Here is a 17,188-nt window from a genome sequence, read left to right as displayed (position 1 = left end):
TAGTTGGAGAGTTGACAGGTGGGAGGTGTGGGAAGTCCGAGAGTTGACAGGTCCGAGAGTTGGAAAGTTGGGAAGTTGACAGGTGACAGGTGGGGGAAGTTGGAGAGTTGACAGGTGGGAGGTGGGGGAGTTGGAAAGTTGGAGAGTTGGAAAGTTGACAGGTGGGGGACTTGACAGGTGACAGGTGGGGGAGTTGACAGGTGAGGAAGTTGGAGAGTTGGGAAGTTGACAGGTTGGAAGTTGGAGAGTTGGAGAGTTGGAGAGTTGGAAAGTTGACAGGTGACAGGTGGGGGAAGTCCGAGAGTTAACAGGTCCGAGAGTTGACAGGTGGGAGTTGGGAGGTGATGTGTTGAATAAAAAATCAAGTGTATAGCCATGTCAAAGATATTTGAAAACATTAGCAGATATTGGGGTAGGTGTCAAGGGTGATTAGGAGCGAGGTGGGGCTAATTTTTGGAGAATTGAAAGGTGGGGGATGATTTTAACCAGTTAACTATTTTGATGATAATTTGTTCAGCGATCGCTATAACCCTATCCAACCATTCAATTAGAGATTGTAGGGGATGTTTAACATATCCGATCGCTTTTGCTGGTGTTTCTAAGTAGTTGGGTTGATTTTCTACTTGTCGTTTTTGGGAATAGGCTATGCTACCGCCTTCTGTGAGGGGGGTGTTGTTTTTGGTGGTTAGTTGTAGTTGTGATCGTTGATAGTGGTTTAATTGTTCGAGTATTTGTGATTCTAATTTGGGTAAATTAGGGATAGGTTGAGTTGGGGGAAGTTGAGGGGTGGGGGTGTTGAGGGAAGTCTGGTTTAATGTAAATTGAGGTTGAGAATTGGTTAAACGTGGTTGTGAGGTTTTCCAAGGATCTGGAAGTGGTACCGATACCGATAGGGAGGGCTTGAGATTATGGGTGGGTTCTTTCAGTAAATAATTGAGGACGGAAAATATCCATAGGTGGAAGTTATGGAAAAGCTGCGTGGCGGCCGGTTTTATTTGGGGTTCAATTTCGGCGATAGTGTTGTCGATGCTTAAAAGTATAGTAGGGGGAGATGATGGTTGCGGTTGGGGGTTGTGGTTGGCGGTGGTTTGTTCAGAGGGTAATGATGGGATTTTGGAGGTGGGAAGTTTCAGGTTAATCAGGGGGGTATTTTGGAGAATCAGATAAATGGGATAAAGTAAAATCTGGGTAGCCGTGCTGGTAGCGTAGCGAATATTGCGCCAAGTGCGATCGCAAGCATCAGTAAATTGCTGATAGTTGTTCACGAGGAAGTTAAACAGGCGGCTTTTATAGGGACCAGAGTAGGCTGAGGACATATAGGCTCAAATTATACTAAGAGATGGTGGTAGGGGTTATTAATAGCTCGTGCCTTCCATTGTACAGCAAGGTACAGGGAATAAGCAAGAGTCTCTTCCCCATCTAGGATAAGTGATGATCATGTTTGTTAGTTGAGTAGTTGATGGCTGAAAATGAGTTTATCTAGTTCTGATGGTGGTGTTTTGATTAATCAGGCGATCGCCAGATTGCGAGGGATGACGCGATTGGATCTTCAGGGGGGGTGGCGGTTTCATAGGGGAGATATTTCGCCAGAAATGATCGAGGGGTGGCGTGATTGGTCTTTGGTGGAATTGAATGATCGGGGTCATGTGGCTTGGTCTGAGGGGGGAAGAGTTTTGTGGTTAGCCCAGGAGGTTAATATTCCCGCTAATTTAGGGGGGTATAGGTTGGAGGGTTTATGCTTGAAATTGAGTTTGGTTTGGTGGGCGCAGTTGGCTGAGGTTTATGTTAATGGTAGCTTGGTACAGTCGGGAGATTTATTTGATTGTAGGACAGCCATCGTTTTGTCGAAGTCCGTCTTACCTTCCTCCAAGTTTAGGATATTTTTAAGGTTGGTAAGTCCTGGTCATGATCGGGGTGCTTTGGTAGCCTCTAGTTGTGTCTACGAAGCCGGAAAAGTCGGAGAGATAGATCCCGGTTTTATTGGTGATGAGTTGGCGGTTTACTCTAGTTATCTGCTTCGGGGAAATATTGATGAGTTGGAGTTGAGAAGTCCGCCACAAGTTTTCTCCGTGGTTTCTCCACAAAGGTGGCAGGAGTTAGGGGAAGCTGTTAGTAGGATAAATTGGGATATCGTAGGCGATCGCCATTTGTTTCTGCGGGAGTTATTCCGTCTGCGACAGTGTTGGGAGACCTGTGCGGATTTAAAGTTAGTGAAGTTCAGGCTTTTAGGTCATGCTCATTTAGACTTAGCTTGGCTATGGTCAGTCGCCGAAACTTGGTCAGTCGCCATTAAAACCTTTGAGTCCGTCCTCGCTTTACAGGATGATTTTCCTGAGTTGATTTTTGCTCATTCTACCCCCGCGCTATATGCTTGGCTTGAGGAAAATAGACCCGATTTGTTTAAATTAATCCAAAATCGGATTTCCGAGAAGCGTTGGGAGGTCGTCGCTGGTTTATGGGTTGAACCCGAATTAAATACCGTTTCTGGGGAGTCAATTGTTCGCCAAATTCTCTATGGTCAATTTTATGTCGCTCAAAAGTTTGGGGAAGTCTCCCGTATAGCTTGGCTACCCGATAGCTTTGGTTTTTCTTGGCAACTTCCCCAGTTGCTGACTCTGGGAAAGATTGATTTTTTTGTCACTCAAAAGTTGCGGTGGAATGATACAACAGTTTTTCCCTATGGTTGTTTTCGCTGGCGAGGTTTGAACGGTACCGAAATTGTCAGTTTGATGTCTGCACCAATTGGGGAAAATGTCGAACCCCTCAAGTTAGTAAACTATGGCATTGAGTGGGAGTCTCAAACTGGCTTAAATGAGTGTTTATGGTTGCCAGGAGTTGGTGATCATGGCGGCGGTCCGACGCGGGAAATGTTGGAGGTCATCCGTCGTTGGCGATCATCCCCTCTGTTTCCTGATTTGCGTTTTATGTCTGCCGTCGATTATTTGGATGGGTTGCGTGATTTACCCAATCTTCCAGTGTGGAATGATGAGTTATATCTCGAGTTTCATCGAGGTTGCTATACTACCCACGCTGACCAAAAGCGCTGGAATCGTTTGTGCGAAGGATTGCTCTATCGGGCTGAGTTGTGGTCCGCTGTCGCTTCTATGGTGATGGGGTTTGAGGTTCCCCAAGCGACCCTAGAAGAGGCGTGGAAGGGGGTTCTGTTTAATCAGTTTCATGATATCCTCCCAGGGTCTGCTATTGCTGAAGTCTATGAGGATGCTAACCGGAGTTGGCAGGCAGCCGCCACAACCGCTGGAGATGTTGAGGATAGAGCATTAGATGCGATCGCTTCCTCCATTTCTCTCCCTTACCCCCCACAACCTCAAGCTATACCCATTGTCGTCTTTAACCCCCTCAATTGGAAGCGTTCCGAAATCGTCCAAGTCCCATTACCCCCCCAGGGAAGTTGGGATGTTTGCGAAAGCACTGGAAATGCCTTAAATTCCCAACTGGTGAGGGTTTCAGGTCGGTCTGAATTGCTGTTTTTGGCAACTGATGTGCCGTCAGTCGGTTATCGCTGTTTCTGGTTAGTGCCTAAATCCCCGGAAACCCCCATCAATCAAGGGTTTGAGCCTGAAAATGACCTTATATGCGCGCACCTTTTCCGACTTTACTACACTATATCAGGTTCCCGTTTAGATGTCAATACTAATCGTAAAAATTCCGAAAATTGGGAATTTGAGAATCAGTATTTACGGGTAAAAGTGTCCGGAGAAACGGGAGATTTAATCGAGGTTTTTGATAAAGTCAATAGTCGGGAGGTGTTGAAATATCCCGGACATCAATGGCGACTGTTTCAAGACCAGGGACAATATTGGGATGCTTGGAATATTGACCCAAATTATCATAAGTATCCCTTAGATAGTCCGCAACTCGAGTCCATTGAGTTTGTCGAAAAAGGTATGCTACGAGGGAGGTTACGGGTTTTAAAGACATTTAATAAATCTCGGTTTTGTCAAGATTATATTTTATCGATAGGGTCGCCAATTTTACGGGTTGAGTGTCGAGTAGAATGGGTAGAAAGTAATGTGTTAATGAAGGCTTATTTTCCATTGTCTATAAATGCCGATTTACTGAGTTATGAAATTCCTTGTGGTGTAATGGAGAGACCCACGGAGCCCCAGACAACTTTTGACAAATCCAAATGGGAAGTTCCTGCTTTAAATTGGGGGAGTCTGAGTGATGGTAATTATGGTGTATCTGTGCTAAATGATTGTAAGTATGGATATGATTTTAAGCCTAATCAAATTGGTTTAAGTTTGCTACGGGGGTCTTTATGGCCTGACCCTAAAGCTGATATAGGTGTTCATCAGTTTAGTTATGGCATTTACCCCCATTTAGGTAATTGGCGAGGGGGGGAAACTGTGCGACGAGGTTATGAGTTTAATCAGCCACTACAGGTGAGGGTTTTAGAGTTATCTAATGTGGGGATAACTGGTGGTGAGTCCTGTCGGAGTTTTTTAGGTTTTAGTGCTAGGAATTTTGCGTTAATGGCGGTGAAGCGATCGCACTTAGACCACCAGACTTGGATTATACGAGGTTATGAGTCTCAGGGAAGTGAGGGAGTATTGGAATTACAGAATAGTTTAGGGGTCGAGGTCAACTATGCCGTCAACTTATTGGAAGAAAGCGTTGGGGTTTTTGATGGAAATATGCAACCTTGGCAGGTATTAGGGTTAGCCATTTCTAAGAAGGCAGGGAGTGACCAGGTAAGTTGAGATAATCATCATAGTACCAGGACTGGAGAAGCCGGGTAGAATTGGGAAAAAGTTTTTAAAAACCCAGCTTCTCAGGAAAATTGATTAATTCTTAAAAGGTGTCACTCACAATTTTTTGTGCTTCCGAAATAATCTGATTCAAATGTTCTTCACCTTTGAAACTTTCCGCATATATTTTATAGACATCTTCTGTACCCGATGGACGTGCTGCAAACCAACCTTGTTCCGTAGTAACTTTTAAACCACCTATAGCCGCATTATTTCCCGGTGCATTAGTCATTTTAGCCACGATTGGATCACCCGCCAAAGTTGATGCTTTAACATCTTCTGGGGACAACTTACTGAGGCGTGCTTTTTGTTCAGAATTAGCAGCAGAATCAATACGAGAATAGTAAGCGCGACCCAAACGTTCAGTCATATCTTTATAGTGCATACCAGGGTCTTTACCAGTTTTAGCCGTAATTTCCGCCGCCAGTAAATCCATGATAATCCCATCTTTATCGGTAGTCCAAACTGTGCCATCCATTCGCAGGAAAGATGCGCCAGCGCTTTCTTCACCCCCAAAACCCAAAGAACCGTCTAGCAACCCATCTACAAACCATTTAAAGCCTACCGGAACCTCACACAGTCGGCGATTAATATCCTTAGCTACCCGGTCAATTAAACTACTGCTAACTAAAGTTTTCCCGATCGCACTTTCAGGACTCCAGCCTTGTCGATTAGTAAATAAATACCAAATAGCCACAGACAGGAAATGATTAGGGTTCATTAATCCCATGCTAGGGGTAACAATACCATGTCGGTCTGAGTCCGTATCATTCCCAAAAGCGATATCATAATCATCTTTAAGTTTAACCAAATTCGCCATAGCATAAGGAGAGGAACAGTCCATGCGAATTTTCCCATCCCAGTCTACAGTCATAAACCCAAAAGTCGGGTCAACCGTAGGATTGACTATAGTCAAATTTAACCCATAACGTTCTGCAATAGGTTCCCAATAACCAATATTAGAACCCCCCAACGGATCAACACCTATTTTAATTCCCGATTCCCGAATTGCTGCCATATCGATAATATTTTCTAGGTCAGCGATATATGGGGTAATAAAGTCAAAAGTGTGGGTCGTACTGGCATATAATGCCTGATTGTAAGGACTGCGACTCACAGCGCGATTACCATCAGCCAGGATTTGATTAGCCCGTTGTTGAATCCATTTAGTGATTTCAGGGCCTGCCGGACCGCCAGAGGGGGGATTGTATTTAAAGCCACCGTCCGAAGGGGGGTTATGGGAAGGGGTGACGATAATACCGTCCGCTAAACCCTCTGTGCGTTGGCGGTTGTAGGTGAGAATAGCATGGGAAACCGCCGGGGTGGGGGTAAATCTACCATTTCCTTTGTCTGTGGCTATGTAGGTTTCTACTTGGTTGGCTGCTAAAACTTCTAAGGCTGTTTTTTGCGCCGGTTCAGATAAAGCGTGGGAGTCTATGCCCATATACAAAGGACCCGTAATGCCTTGGTCGCGACGATATTCTACCGTCGCTTGAGTAACCGCTAGGATATGGTCTTCATTAAAAGTGCCGTTAGCCGAACATCCCCGGTGTCCAGATGTGCCGAAACTTACTTGCTGTTGAGGATTGTTGGGATCTGGACGCACTGAATAATATTGCTCAATAAGGCGATCGATATTTTCCAAAATATCGCCTGGGGCCGTTTTTCCTGCCAAGGGGCTAATGTTGTTGGCTACCATTATTATCTTGATGATTCTATAGTCTGGGTAATGGTTGAGATTATACCAGCCAGCGTCCTGTGTATTTATAGTCGCAATATGGGCGCAGTTAAGTTAAGTTGTGCTAATGTATCGCTGCAAATAGTTTTAATTTTACAAAGTTTGTTAAGAATTAATACATTTTTATTGATAATTTCTCTCAAAATATTGACGAGATTATAGGGGTTATGGTAGGCTAGAGGAAATCGCACCCAAGGGGTTACTGTGTCCATTTGTAAAAATAGGGGCTACAACCCTTATTTTGTCGCTCAAATAATGATTTTTCGAGGAATTTTTCAAAATCCCGATGCACCAATTTTCGGAAACTGAGAGACAGGCTAAAATCCACATCTTGACAAAATCGCCATCATGTGCATATTGCCTGAGTGCGTAGACAGGGGGGGATAATAGTTCATAATAGAAACTCCACAGATGGTGCGACCACATCAGGAATCAAATTTTGTTGGTCTTCCTGGTAGACAGTCAAATCAAACCAGAAAGTAGTTCCCACTCCCAACTCACTAACCAAATGCACCTGAGAATTATGTTTTTCAATAATATTCCTAACAATAGATAAACCCAACCCAGTACCTTCCAAAGTATGGACTCGATTTTCCACTCTAAAGAAGCGAGTAAAAACTGCTTCTTGGTCTTCGGAATCGATACCGCTACCGGTATCAGAAACCTCGATGCGTACCACTCTCTGAGATAGGTGTGAATTGTGATGAATGTGTCTATCTAAAGGTCGAGGTGGTGGTGGAGACATAATCCAACCTCCCCGTTCAATTTCTTCGGCTTCCCGACTTTCAGCCAGGGATATATGATAGTTATCATCCAATAAATAGGCGCGAATTATTACTCTTCCTCCAGCCTCCGTAAATTTGAGGGAATTTCCGACCAAGTTAGTGAGGACTTGTAACAATAAATCAAAGTGACCTCTAACGGTTGGTAGGTTAGGTTCTACCTCTTTACTCAATTCAATTCCCTTATCTCGCGCATTAAGTTGATAAGTCCGTAGGGTTTGTTCAATGGGATGAGCAATATCAACAGGTTCCATGTGATAAATACGACAGGACTCAAGGCGAGATAAATCTAAAACATCATTAACTAGACGGGTAAGGCGGTCAGTTTCATGGTTAGCGGTTTCTAAAAATTCTCGACGTTCTTCTTCGCTTAAATCATCGCCATAGTCATGGAGAGTTTCGATAAAGGATTTGATGTTAAATAAGGGGGTTCTCAACTCATGGGAAACGTTGCTGATAAACTGGCTTTTAGCGTCATTGAGTTCGACTTCTCGGGTGATATCCTGAATAGTCATAGCAATGCCTTTTAAACTTTCCCGATAGTTTTCGTTATTTTTGACGGTGGCATCTTGATTATAGAATGTACATTCATTGGCTTGGGGTCTTTGGGGGGAGGTGCAACTATTATCGTGGTCATAGATACAACTAGCGCAGAGGGGTTCTACACCGGGAGATTTATGTAGTAAAACCGTGGTTAGAAGAATGCGGAGGGTGCGATTATTGGGTTCAGTGAGAGAACAGCGAAATTCTCCTCCTTCTAGGTTTCCAGAGGCGATTTTTTGTAATGGTTGAGATAGTTCTTGTAATACTGGTGCGGGAAGATAGGTTAAAACATTTTCGGAAATGACGCTTTGGCGATCCCACCCAAAGAGGCGGCGCGCGGTGGGGTTGACGAGAATTAGATTAAGTTCAGCATCTATTAAAACTGCACCATCTGCAATAGTTGAAACCAAGGTTTCTAGCTTGGCTTTTTCGGCGGTCAATTCTTCGATGTTTTGTTCATCATAGCTTTCGAGGCGTTCTGCCATTTCATTAAAACTCAATATGAGTTCTCCCAATTCGCCGCCAAAGGGTAAATCAATGCGTTGTCTAAAGTTTCCAGCGGCTATATTTTTAACTCCCATTAGTAGTTCTTTAATCGGCTGAGTAATGGTTAGGGCGTTAAAAACTGCACCTAAAATTACCATAACCCAGATGGAGACGAAAACTGCTAAGGTAACGTCGCGAGTTAAGTGAGAGGAGACGACAACGGTGGGATTAGGATTAATACCGATCGCCAAAATTCCCAGATATTTGTCATCGTGCATCAGGGGAACAAATACGTCGGTTATTTGACCCCCAGGGGTGAGATGCTGGCGCACCATAGGTAAAGCGGAATAATTCCTAGCTTCGACACTAGCGATAAAGTTTTCCGGCAGTTGCATCCTTCGCCGCAGGGTGAGGGAGTTTTGGACTGCGGAATCAGAAAAGGGGAGGCCGAGGAAAATCTCGCCGTCGGGGTCAGCATAGAGCATATATCGCACACTAGAGGTGCTGGTGTAGAACTGACGGGAGAAACGGGCTACCTCTTCCCGATTATTTTCAGAAATCATGGGAGCGACATTGGTGGCTAAAAGTAAGCCCAAATCTCGACCATAGCGGGTATCATTAAGACGAGCGTCTTGCTGAATGGTATTAACGGCCCAAAAGGTTAAACCGCTCATCAATAGGGAAACCACCAGGGTAGCTCCCGCCATGAGTCGGGTTTGTAGGGTAAACTCAGACCACCAATTTCTGAGAATTTCTGGAAGTTTGGTGAGAATTGCCAGCATCTTGTACGGTTCTGGGTTGGGGAACTGCTTATTAGTATCTAGCGTAGACGATCGCCAGATTCTCTACCACAGTTTAGCAAAAATTGGAGTTAAGTTTTGTTAAGGCTGTACATAATTGATTAATTTTAGCTTTGTCGGAGTCTAAAACCAATATCTCGGCGACAGTACATTCCGTCAAAGTTAATGCAGTCCACAGCCTGATAAGCATTGGTGATAGCAGTTTCTACAGTGTCACCGATAGCGGTTACACCCAAAACTCGGCCGCCGTCGGTGATTATTTGTCCATCGACCAGGCGAGTTCCGGCATGAAATACTTTAGCACCCAAGGCTGATGCTGCGTCAATACCCGTAATCAGCTTACCTTTTGGATAAGTTCCCGGATAGCCCGAGGAAGCCAAAACGACACAGAGGGAAACTCCAGGTTTCCAACGGATAGGGGGAAGTTCTGCCAAACGGCGATCGCAACAAGCTGTTAAAATCTGTTCTAGGGGAGTATCTAACATGAGGAGTACAGCCTGAGTTTCCGGGTCTCCAAATCTACAGTTAAACTCCAGAACCATTAAATCCCCATCGGGGGTAATCATCAATCCTGCATAGATAATACCACAATAATCAATTCCCCGGTTTTGAAGGGCGTGTAAGGTAGGTTCAAGAACGTCCCGTTGTATTTTCACCATCAAGGTATCAGAGACCAGGGGAGTAGGCGCATAAGCACCCATACCGCCAGTATTAGGTCCCGTGTCACCTTCTCCAATAGGTTTATGATCTTGAGCCGGAATTAGGGGGCGAATAGTTTTACCATCAGTAATAGCTAAAACGGAGACCTCTTGACCTTGTAGAAATTCCTCGATGACAATTTGGCAATTATCTTGACCAAATTCTCCCTGAGAAATGGAGGTAATAGCGTCATAAGCCATTTCTAGGGTAGTAGCAACAATAACCCCTTTTCCGGCGGCGAGTCCATCAGCTTTAATGACAATGGGAACTTGAGTAATATAGTCTTTAGCAGCTTGGGGGTCAGTAAATACAGCCCCAGCGGCGGTGGGGACTCCTGCTGCTAACATCAAATCTTTAGCCCAGGACTTACTCGCTTCTAATTTTGCGCCTTCGCGTCCAGGTCCAAATACTTTAATATGATTTTTAGTAAGTTCATCTGCAATACCCAAGGCGAGGGGGACTTCTGGACCGACGACGACCAAATCAATGGCTTCATCTTTAGCCAAAGCAACAATAGCCGGGATATCCTCAACCGGGATATTTCGATTTTGACATAGGGCTAAGGTAGCAGTCCCGCCGTTTCCGGGAGTACAGATAACCTGTTGGACTGTTTCTGACTGAGTGAGTGTCCAAGCTAAGGCGTGTTCTCTACCACCGTTTCCAACAACTAATATTTTCACAATATCCTCGCACCTGCAACAAATAAAACCTACACCAAAAGGGTGTAGGCTCGCTGATAATAATTAAACCAAATTTTGAGGAAATTCTACATTCCCAAAGCCGCCAAGGTAGCCGGACCCGCAACACCATCAACTCTCAAGCCATAGTCACGCTGGAAGGCTTTAACTGCTTTGGTGGTAATTGGACCAAAATATCCGGTGGCGCGGGCGTGGAAATAACCGTAGTAAGCTAGTTTATGCTGTAGGTTAGCAACTCGGGAGCTACTGTCACCGTGGGATAGGGATTTATGGTAGCCACGACCACGACGGGGGCGGTGACTGGCTTGATGATAGCCGTAATGGTGCTTGGGATAAGATTTAACATAGCAGGAGGTATAGCAATGGAGTCCCAAAGCGGAAGCTGTGGCGGGACCAACAATGCCATCTACTGCCAACCCATAGTCACGCTGAAAGGCTTTAACGGAGTGCTTGGTCATTGAACCAAAATAGCCGGTAGACCGCGCGCGGAAGTAGCCGTGATTAGCTAGGGCGTTTTGCAATTGTACCACATGATTGCCAGAGGAACCATAGTAGATGGAGGCTTGGGCGGCGCTGGTAGCACCCAAAATCGACAAACTGATGGCTGCACCGATAATTGGCATTAAGCAGGTCGTAGAAACTTTACTCCAGTTAACACCCCGAAACAGAATCAAGTTGTCGCTGAGGTTCAACTGTTGGGGAGACTCATAGCTAGAAACTAGATGATTGTAGGCGATTGTATCCATTTCATCTCCTAATTCAGTATTTGAAAAAAGTTGACCAATGGTTGCTCTAATTTGAGATGCTACCACCGATTATCAATTTATAACTGCATGAGGGAGAAAAGTCTAGTATTAACTATGAAAATCAGGATTTTTTTGCAAAACTTAATATAATTTTTGAGGCACAAACAAATTATTATACTACTTTGAGGGGAAATTATTGTGAATGACTGACATTTTTTATGAATCTATTTTTGGGTATAGATTTTGGTACTTCTGGGGCTCGTTCAGTAGTGATTGATACCCATGGAGGGGTTCATGCAGAGGGGGTTTGTAACTCGAAGGAATCATTGGTGACTATGGAATCACCGAAACTCTGGAAAAATGGGTTATTTGAGTTACTTAATCAAATTCCGAAAGATTTATGTTCTCAGATTAGAGCGATCGCCATTAATGGCACTTCTGCTACAGTGTTATTATGTGATGAGATGGGGAATCCGGTCACGGCACCGATGGCTTATAATCATAGTTGTGATGGGGCTATTGTGGAGAGACTCAAAGCGATCGCTCCCCCAGACCATCCGGTTTTGAGTAGTACCTCTAGCTTGGTAAAATTACTCTGGTGGCAAGAAAATCTTACGCCGCCGCCAAAGGGAAAGTTATATTTTTTACATCAAGGAGACTGGCTAGGATTTTTATTACATGATAAGTTAGGTATTAGTGACTATCATAATAGTCTCAAACTTGGCTATGATGTGGTGAATCTTTGCTATCAGTCGTGGTTGTTAAGGGCTATTCAATGGGAGGGTAAAATTAGGCCGATATTGCCGCAAGTTCTGACCCCAGGAACCTGTATCAGCCCTATTAATGGAGAATTAAGCGATCGCTTTGGATTTCGCCGAGATTGTATAATTAGAGCGGGAACTACAGATAGTATTGCGGCTTTCATAGCCTCCGGCGCTAGTTACCCAGGGGAGGCTGTCACTTCCCTGGGTTCAACTCTGGTGTTAAAGCTGTTAAGTCCTAGGGCTATCAATGTTGCTAAATATGGCATTTATAGCCACAGGTTTGGTGATTTGTGGCTGACTGGCGGCGCTTCTAATACGGGGGGTGCCCTATTGCGACACTTTTTTAGCGATCGCCAATTGGAAAGTCTCAGCCGCCAGATTAATCCTAACATTCCCTGTTACCTAGATTATTATCCCCTATTGCAACCGGGCGATCGCTTTCCTATCAATGACCCCAATTTGTTACCCCGTCTTGAACCTCGCCCCAGTAATGATGTAGAATTTCTCCATGGCTTGCTAAATGCGATCGCTCGCATTGAGTCTCAAGGTTATCAACTTTTACAGAACCTTGGCGCAAGTCCTCTCCAGCGCGTCTATACTGCTGGCGGTGGGTCACAAAATTCCACCTGGACTACTATTCGCCAACATCATCTCCAAGTCCCTGTAATCCCTTCTCCACACACCCAAGCCGCCTACGGAACAGCCTGTTTGGCTATGGGGGGGAAGTTGATTAAAAAATCAAATTGTTAAGAAATGTTAAAAAAATCGACCTTTTTTGGGGGGGGTGGTTGACTTGCGGGGTGGTTGACGCTATACTTTTAGATAATGGTAATAGTGACATTTTTAAAAAAGAAGGTAATATTTCCATTATCTAACATTACTATGTTAATTATAAACAATTGTCGCCGCCCTGTCAACCCCTGAGCCGGGGGCGATCGCGAGTTGATTAAAAAAATCAAATTGTTAAGAAATGTTAAAAAAATCGACCTTTTTTGTGGGGTGGTTGACTTGCGGGGAGGTTGACGCTATACTTTTAGATAATGGTAATAGTGACATTTTTAAAAAAGAAGGTAATATTTCCATTATCTAACATTACTATGTTAATTATAAACAATTGTCGCCGCCCTGTCAACCCCTGAGCCGGGGGCGATCGCGAGTTGATTAAAAAATCAAATTTTCGGATAGCGAATAACTGATAAACTGATAAACTGTTTTGAGGCTATATCAAAATAATCAGAAGTATGGCAAAACCTAAGCGCATAGGGATTCTGACCAGCGGTGGTGACTGTGCTGGATTAAATGCAGTGATTCGGGCGGCGGTGTATCGAGCCCAGGGCACTTATGGCTGGGAAGTAATGGGGATACGCCAAGCCACCCACGGCTTAATGATGCGTCCTCCATCAGCGACACCGTTAACCATAGAAAAAGTAGATCCAATTTTAACAGCAGGGGGAACAATTCTAGGGACAACCAATAAAGGAGATCCCTTTGCTTTTCCGATGGCCGATGGTAGTGTGCAAGATCGCTCCCAAGAAATCATTGACGGGTATCATGAATTAGGATTAGATGCGCTGATTGGCATTGGTGGGGATGGTAGTTTAGCAATTTTAAGGCGTTTAGCAGTTCAGGGAAATCTGAACCTAGTTGGTGTGCCGAAAACCATAGATAATGATGTAGGTAGCACCGATCTATCAATCGGATTTGATACGGCTGTGAATATCGCGACCGAAGCCTTAGATAGGTTGCACTTCACGGCGGCCAGCCATAGCCGGGTCATGATTTTAGAAGTTATGGGAAGGGATGCGGGACACATTGCTCTCCATGCGGGAATTGCGGGGGGTGCGGATGTAATTCTGATTCCAGAAATTCCCTACAGTCTGGATAGTATTTGTCAAAAAATTGAGGATTTGCAGGAACAGGGAAAAAACTACTGTCTGGTGATTGTAGCGGAGGCGGTGAGGACTGGTGCGGGAGAAACGATGATGACGACTAATCAATTAGGTCAATCTCGGCTGGGTGGTATTGGTCATTATTTAGCCGATCGCATTTCCGAGGCTAGTGGTGCAGAAACGAGAGTGACGGTTTTAGGCCATATTCAAAGGGGGGGAACTCCTTCTTCTGTGGAACGTTTAATCGGATCAGCTTTTGGGGTAGCAGCAGTAGACTTAATTGCAGATGGTAAGTTTGACCAGATGGTAACTTGGCGTAACCGTCATGTGGAAAGTGTACCCATTGCGGAGGCGATCGCTCAGTATAAGGGTGTTGATACTAATGATATTCTAGTAAAGACAGCTCGGAGTATGGGAATCTGTTTAGGAGATTAACAATAGAAGCGGTGCTTTGGGGTGGGAATGAATCGTCAAATTTTACTGGAAAATCAACTCAAGCATTGGCACGAAGTAATAAGCGATCGCCCTAGAGATCCAGATGCTTACATTCGCCGGGGGATGGTGTATTTCAAACTTGGTCAAATTGCCGAATCAATTAAGGACTTCGACCAAGCGGAAGCCTTAGACCCCCGGATTAAACCATACCTGTGGCAGCGTGGTTTATCGTATTATTATGGGGAACAGTTCCAAGCAGGTGCGGAGCAGTTTGAGATTGATCTGACTGTGAACTCCCAAGATGTTGAGGAGACAGTATGGCGATATCTTTGTCTGGCTAAATTAGAGGGGGTAGAATCAGCTAGAATATCCTTATTGCCTGTCTCAGATGATTCTCGGACAATCATGCGACAAGTTTACAGCCTATATCAGGGAAATTGTACCCCGGATGAAGTGCTCAATAGGGGAACCTGGTTAGGACAACAGGGTAGATTTTATGCCCATCTTTACGTGGGATTATATTATGAGGCGGCGGGTGATCAGGAGCGATCGCGTTATTTTATCACCCAAGCAGCTACTCAGTATAAACTCAATGACTATATGTGGGATCTGTCTGTAGTTCACTGTCAACTGAGAGGATGGCAATAAAATTGAAATTAGGAATCTGAAACTATGACTTTGTTAGGAAACATCATCTGGTTAATTTTCGGAGGGTTTTTATCTGGATTAGGTTACATTATTGGTGGCATCACTATTTGTTTAAGCATTATCGGCATTCCCTTTGGTATCCAAGCGATTAAACTAGGGTTTGCTACCATGACTCCTTTTGGTAAAGAAAGCGTAGTTTCCCCAGATTCATCTAATCTTTTAACCATGATTTTTAACGTGGTATGGGTAATATTTTTTGGCTGGGAAATCGCCTTGTCTCATTTACTGCATGGTTTAATTTTGGCAATTACCATCATTGGGATTCCTTTTGCTAAACAACACTTTAAACTCATCCCTATGGCTTTATTACCCTTTGGTCGTGAATTTCGCGATATTTAAAGATAAGCCGAATGAGGTTAATTGTAATCAACCCAAGCAGCTATTTCCTGTAGTTTCCATGGTAATTCATGCCTCGCTCACCTAAATTAACCTTTGATCGCGGTACATTAACCTTGCATCCTCCCCCCAAAGGTAGAAGTTGGATTGATTACGCAGTTTGGGATGATCGGGTCGAGAAGTTTCGTGTACCTGCGATTTCTTACCCTTTTCTGATCAAGTGTTTACAAGAGGAAAAAGTAGATTTTATTGACGAAGCGAAAATCTTCCATCCCTTAAAGTTAGTTTCCCGCCTAGAAATGTCGCCTTATGTGCATCAACAAGAGGCTTTAAGCGCCTGGGAAAATGGCGGGAATAGGGGAGTTGTGGTATTACCGACAGCTTCAGGAAAAACCTACCTGGCGCAATTGGCTATAGAAGCGATCGCCTGTAGTACCCTAGTGGTGGTGCCGACCCTAGATTTAATGCACCAGTGGTATGCCCACCTAGTAGCTGCTTTCCCAGAGGCAGATATTGGGCTGTTGGGGGGCGGTTCACGGGATAAAACATCGATTTTGGTCGCCACATACGACTCAGCCACCTTGCAGGCGGAAACCCTGGGAAATCGCTATGGTTTATTGGTGTTTGATGAATGTCACCACCTCCCCACAGACTTCTATCGAGTGATTGCAGAATATGCGATCGCCCCCTATCGTCTAGGACTAACGGCGACCCCAGATAGGTCTGACGGTCGCCACAGTGATTTAAACCATTTAATCGGTCCGACGGTTTATCATCGCACACCGGAACAATTAGCGGGGGTGGCTTTAGCGGATCATGATATTGTGCAGATTAAGGTTAAACTGTCGGAACCGGAAGGCGATCGCTATCAAGAGTTAATTAAAGTTAGAAACGATTTTCTCAAAAGCCAAAATATCCGCCTAGGTAGTTTAGACGGTTGGAAACAATTTGTGATGGTCAGTGGGCGATCGGCTTCTGGTCGTCGGGCGATGTTAGCCCATCGTCAAGCTAAAGAAATCGCCCTTTGTACTGATGGAAAGTTACGGATATTAGGGGATATTCTCAGCCAAAATCACCCGGAAAGAACCATAATTTTTACAGTAGATAATACTACGGTTTACCGAATTTCCCAAGATTTCTTAATCCCGGCTATCACCCATCAAACGCCTGTGAAAGAACGTCATCAAATCCTGGATAAATTTCGCCAAGGAGACTATCGAACCCTGGTGGCTTCCCATGTTCTGAATGAAGGGGTTGATGTTCCCGATGCCAAAATTGCAATTATTTTATCAGGTACTGGGTCGGAGCGGGAATATATCCAACGCCTAGGAAGGGTATTGCGTAAGGGAAGCCAAACGGGAAAAAGGGCGGTTTTGTATGAGGTAATTACTGAAAATACCAGCGAAGAACAGACCTCCCAAAGGCGGCGGGGTCACCAAAAGCCCCAACGTGAAAAACCCAAGATTTCGCCACCTACCGGATTATATGATATAGAGCGATCGTCATCTCCCAAAGCGGCAGAATCTTCAGAAAAATGGGATATTGATAATTAATAATTGTAGGGGCGGGTTCTGGTGTCAATTCTCAATTCCCCACGACCATATTAATAAACCCGCCCGACTACGGATAATGGATAATTGTAGGGGCGGGTTCTGGTGTCAATTCTCAATTCCCCAGGACCATATTAATAAACCCGCCCTCACCCACCCACCGGGTGATTAATTAATAATTGTAGGGGCGGGTTCTGGTGTCAATTCTCAATTCCCCAGGACCATATGAATAAACCCGCCCTCAC

General features: G+C 44.6%; 13 protein-coding genes. 6 read left to right on the top strand and 7 right to left on the bottom strand.

The genetic code is table 11. The features are described from left to right. Nucleotides 1-398 (bottom strand): hypothetical protein (locus P5674_RS18355; protein ID WP_315670183.1); only part of this gene is annotated, 398 nt, incomplete at its 3' end. A gap of 48 nt (nucleotides 399-446) precedes the next feature. Further along, nucleotides 447-1,316, bottom strand: a complete 870-nt coding sequence (locus P5674_RS18350; RefSeq protein ID WP_315670182.1) for a hypothetical protein — start codon at nucleotides 1,314-1,316, stop codon at nucleotides 447-449. 153 nt (nucleotides 1,317-1,469) lie between these two features. Between P5674_RS18350 and P5674_RS18345 the strand changes: the two genes are divergently transcribed. Then, the gene (locus P5674_RS18345) at nucleotides 1,470-4,721 is read left to right on the top strand and encodes an alpha-mannosidase (RefSeq protein ID WP_014276862.1); all 3,252 of its coding nucleotides are present in this window, start codon (nucleotides 1,470-1,472) and stop codon (nucleotides 4,719-4,721) included. 91 nt (nucleotides 4,722-4,812) lie between these two features. On the opposite strand, the gene pgm is transcribed toward P5674_RS18345, so the two are convergent. The 5 genes from pgm to P5674_RS18320 form a co-directional block, all read right to left on the bottom strand. After that, nucleotides 4,813-6,468, bottom strand: coding sequence for a phosphoglucomutase (alpha-D-glucose-1,6-bisphosphate-dependent) (pgm, locus tag P5674_RS18340; RefSeq protein WP_014276861.1), 1,656 nt, complete (start codon nucleotides 6,466-6,468; stop codon nucleotides 4,813-4,815). A gap of 65 nt (nucleotides 6,469-6,533) precedes the next feature. After that, nucleotides 6,534-6,719: a hypothetical protein gene (locus P5674_RS18335; RefSeq protein ID WP_043468610.1), complete on the bottom strand. Its 186-nt coding sequence runs from the start codon at nucleotides 6,717-6,719 to the stop codon at nucleotides 6,534-6,536. A 179-nt stretch (nucleotides 6,720-6,898) separates the two neighbouring features. Then, the gene (locus tag P5674_RS18330) at nucleotides 6,899-9,100 is read right to left on the bottom strand and encodes an ATP-binding protein (protein ID WP_014276859.1); all 2,202 of its coding nucleotides are present in this window, start codon (nucleotides 9,098-9,100) and stop codon (nucleotides 6,899-6,901) included. A 125-nt stretch (nucleotides 9,101-9,225) separates the two neighbouring features. Next, nucleotides 9,226-10,497 carry a phosphoribosylamine--glycine ligase gene (purD, locus tag P5674_RS18325; RefSeq protein WP_014276858.1) on the bottom strand — a complete coding sequence of 424 codons (1,272 nt, stop codon included), beginning with the start codon at nucleotides 10,495-10,497 and terminating at the stop codon, nucleotides 9,226-9,228. 86 nt (nucleotides 10,498-10,583) lie between these two features. Next, on the bottom strand, nucleotides 10,584-11,327 hold the full coding sequence (locus P5674_RS18320) for a peptidoglycan-binding domain-containing protein (protein WP_231852008.1): 744 nt from the start codon (nucleotides 11,325-11,327) through the stop codon (nucleotides 10,584-10,586). 152 nt (nucleotides 11,328-11,479) lie between these two features. On the opposite strand from P5674_RS18320, the gene P5674_RS18315 reads away from it, so the two are divergent. The 5 genes from P5674_RS18315 (at nucleotide 11,480) to P5674_RS18295 (ending at nucleotide 16,946) form a co-directional block, all read left to right on the top strand. Beyond that, nucleotides 11,480-12,775: an FGGY-family carbohydrate kinase gene (locus P5674_RS18315; RefSeq protein WP_315670181.1), complete on the top strand. Its 1,296-nt coding sequence runs from the start codon at nucleotides 11,480-11,482 to the stop codon at nucleotides 12,773-12,775. Nucleotides 12,776-13,266: 491 nt separating this feature from the next. Continuing rightward, a complete protein-coding gene (locus P5674_RS18310; protein WP_014276855.1) occupies nucleotides 13,267-14,349 on the top strand; it encodes an ATP-dependent 6-phosphofructokinase in 1,083 nt (360 codons plus the stop codon). 27 nt (nucleotides 14,350-14,376) lie between these two features. Then, nucleotides 14,377-14,997, top strand: coding sequence for a tetratricopeptide repeat protein (locus tag P5674_RS18305; RefSeq protein WP_014276854.1), 621 nt, complete (start codon nucleotides 14,377-14,379; stop codon nucleotides 14,995-14,997). Between the two features lie 24 nt (nucleotides 14,998-15,021). Further along, nucleotides 15,022-15,396: a YccF domain-containing protein gene (locus P5674_RS18300; RefSeq protein ID WP_014276853.1), complete on the top strand. Its 375-nt coding sequence runs from the start codon at nucleotides 15,022-15,024 to the stop codon at nucleotides 15,394-15,396. A 68-nt stretch (nucleotides 15,397-15,464) separates the two neighbouring features. Continuing rightward, a complete protein-coding gene (locus P5674_RS18295) occupies nucleotides 15,465-16,946 on the top strand; it encodes a DEAD/DEAH box helicase (protein WP_014276852.1) in 1,482 nt (493 codons plus the stop codon). Nucleotides 16,947-17,188: the final 242 nt, after the last annotated feature.

This window comes from Limnospira sp. PMC 289.06, assembly GCF_032350395.1.
Lineage (GTDB): Bacteria > Cyanobacteriota > Cyanobacteriia > Cyanobacteriales > Microcoleaceae > Limnospira > Limnospira platensis.
Note: the sequence above shows the minus strand (reverse complement) of the source record. Positions and strands in the feature narration are given on the sequence as shown.